1 protein-coding gene is annotated in these 2,783 nt (G+C 63.6%); it reads left to right on the top strand.

The genetic code is table 11. The features are described from left to right. Positions 1 to 2,783 (top strand): beta strand repeat-containing protein (locus tag B0H98_RS17100; RefSeq protein ID WP_106376223.1); only part of this gene is annotated, 2,783 nt, incomplete at both ends.

The raw sequence follows: 2,783 nt of genomic DNA, 5'->3' as shown, positions 1-2,783 counted from the left end.
ACGGTCACTGATCCGGCGGGTAACACCAACACGTCGACAGCTAACGGCACGATCGATGCCCAGGCGCCGACCGTCTCCGTCACGCTGGAAGACGCGTCCGACGATATCTACAGCGCCGACGAGATCCGCGACGGCGTGAACGCCACGGTCACCCTGGGTGAAGGTACCCAAGTGGGCGACACCCTGGTAGTGGTCGATGGCAAGGGTAACGAGCTGTTCCGCGGCGATGTGACTCAAGACATGCTGAACGATGGCTTGGTCGTCACCGTCACGGATCTGATAGCGACCGATACGGCGGTCACCGTCACTGCTACGGTCATCGACCCGGCCGGTAACACCAACACGTCTACGGCTAACGGCACCATCGACGCCCAGGCGCCGACTGTCTCCGTCACCCTGGAAGATGCGTCCGGCGATATCTACAGCGCCGACGAGATCCGCGACGGCGTGAACGCCACAGTCACTCTGGGTGAAGGTACCCAGGTGGGCGATACCCTGGTGGTGGTCGACGGCAAGGGTAACGAGTTGTTCCGCGGCGACGTGACTCAAGACATGCTGAACGATGGCTTGGTCGTCACCGTGACGGATCTGAATGCGGGTGACACCGCGCTGAGCGTGACCGCCACGGTCACTGATCCGGCGGGTAACACCAACACATCTACGGCTAACGGCACGATTGACGCCCAGGCGCCGACTGTCTCCGTCACCCTGGAAGACGCGTCGGGCGACATTTACAGCGCCGACGAGATCCGCGACGGCGTCAATGCCACGGTCACCCTGGGTGACGGCACCCAGGTGGGCGACACCCTGGTAGTGGTCGATGGCAAGGGCAACGAACTGGTCAACCGCCCGGTGACGCAAGCCGATCTGGATAACGGGGTCAGCGTCACGATCACCGACCTCAACGCCACCGACACCGCGCTGCGCGTGACCGCCACGGTCACCGACCCGGCGGGTAACACCAATACGTCGACAGCTAACGGCACGATCGACGCCCAGGCGCCGAGCGTTACGGTGGCACTGGAAGACGCGTCGGGCGATATCTACAGCGCCGACGAGATCCGCGACGGCGTCAACGCCACGGTCACCCTGGGTGACGGCACCCAGGTGGGCGACACCCTGGTGGTGGTCGACGGCAAGGGCAACGAACTGGTCAACCGCCCGGTGACGCAAGCCGATCTGGATAACGGCGTGAGCGTCACGGTCACCGACCTCAACGCTGGCGACACCGCGCTGAGCCTCACCGCTACGGTCACCGACCCGGCGGGCAACACCAACACGTCGACCGCTAACGGCACGATCGATGCCCAGGCGCCGACCGTCTCCGTCACCCTGGAAGACGCATCCGGCGATATCTACAGCGCCGACGAGATCCGCGACGGCGTCAACGCCACGGTCACTCTGGGTGACGGCACTCAGGTGGGCGACACCCTGGTGGTGGTCGACGGCAAAGGTAACGAACTGGTCAACCGCCCGGTCACGCAAGCTGATCTGGATAACGGTGTCAGCGTGACGATCACCGATCTGAATATCGGTGATACCGCGCTGAGCCTCACCGCCACGGTCATTGATCCGGCGGGTAACACCAACACGTCGACAGCTAACGGCACGATCGACGCCCAGGCGCCGACCGTCTCCGTCACCCTGGAAGACGCATCGGGTGATATCTACAGCGCCGACGAGATCCGCGACGGCGTCAACGCCACGGTCACCCTGGGTGAAGGTACCCAGGTGGGCGACACCCTGGTGGTGGTCGACGGCAAAGGTAACGAACTGGTCAACCGCCCGGTCACGCAAGCTGATCTGGATAACGGTGTCAGCGTGACGATCACCGATCTGAATATCGGTGATACCGCGCTGAGCCTCACCGCCACGGTCATTGATCCGGCGGGTAACACCAACACGTCGACAGCTAACGGCACGATCGACGCCCAGGCGCCGACCGTCTCCGTCACCCTGGAAGACGCATCGGGTGATATCTACAGTGCCGATGAGATCCGCGACGGCGTCAACGCCACGGTCACCCTGGGTGAAGGTACTCAGGTAGGCGACACCCTGGTGGTAGTCGATGGCAAGGGTAACGAGCTGATCAATCGCCCGGTGACCCAGGCCGATCTGGATAACGGTGTCAGCGTCACGATCACCGACCTGAACGCCACCGATACCGCGCTGAGCCTCACCGCGACAGTGACTGACCCCGCCGGTAACACCAACACCACGACGGCGGGAGGTGTGATCGACGCCCAGGCGCCGACCGTCTCCGTCACGTTGGAAGATGCGTCGGGTGATATCTACAGCGCCGACGAGATCCGCGACGGCGTGAACGCCACGGTCACTCTGGGTGACGGCACTCAGGTGGGCGACACCCTGGTGGTGGTCGATGGCAAGGGTAACGAGCTGGTTAACCGCCCGGTGACTCAGGCCGACCTGGATAACGGTGTCAGCGTCACGATCACCGACCTGAACGCCACCGACACCGCGCTGAGCCTCACCGCCACGGTCACTGATCCGGCAGGCAACACCAACACGTCGACAGCTAACGGCACGATCGACGCTCAGGCGCCGACCGTCTCCGTCACCCTGGAAGACGCGTCGGGTGATATCTACAGCGCCGACGAAATCCGCGACGGCGTGAACGCCACGGTTACCTTGGGTGAAGGTACTCAGGTAGGCGACACCTTGGTGGTGGTCGATGGCAAGGGCAATGAGCTGGCCAACCGTCCGGTCACGCAAGCAGATCTGGATAACGGCGTTAGCGTCACGGTCACCGACCTCACCGCTGG

This window comes from Vreelandella songnenensis (assembly GCF_003002925.1).
In the GTDB taxonomy this organism is placed as follows: domain Bacteria; phylum Pseudomonadota; class Gammaproteobacteria; order Pseudomonadales; family Halomonadaceae; genus Vreelandella; species Vreelandella songnenensis.
Note: the sequence above shows the minus strand (reverse complement) of the source record. Positions and strands in the feature narration are given on the sequence as shown.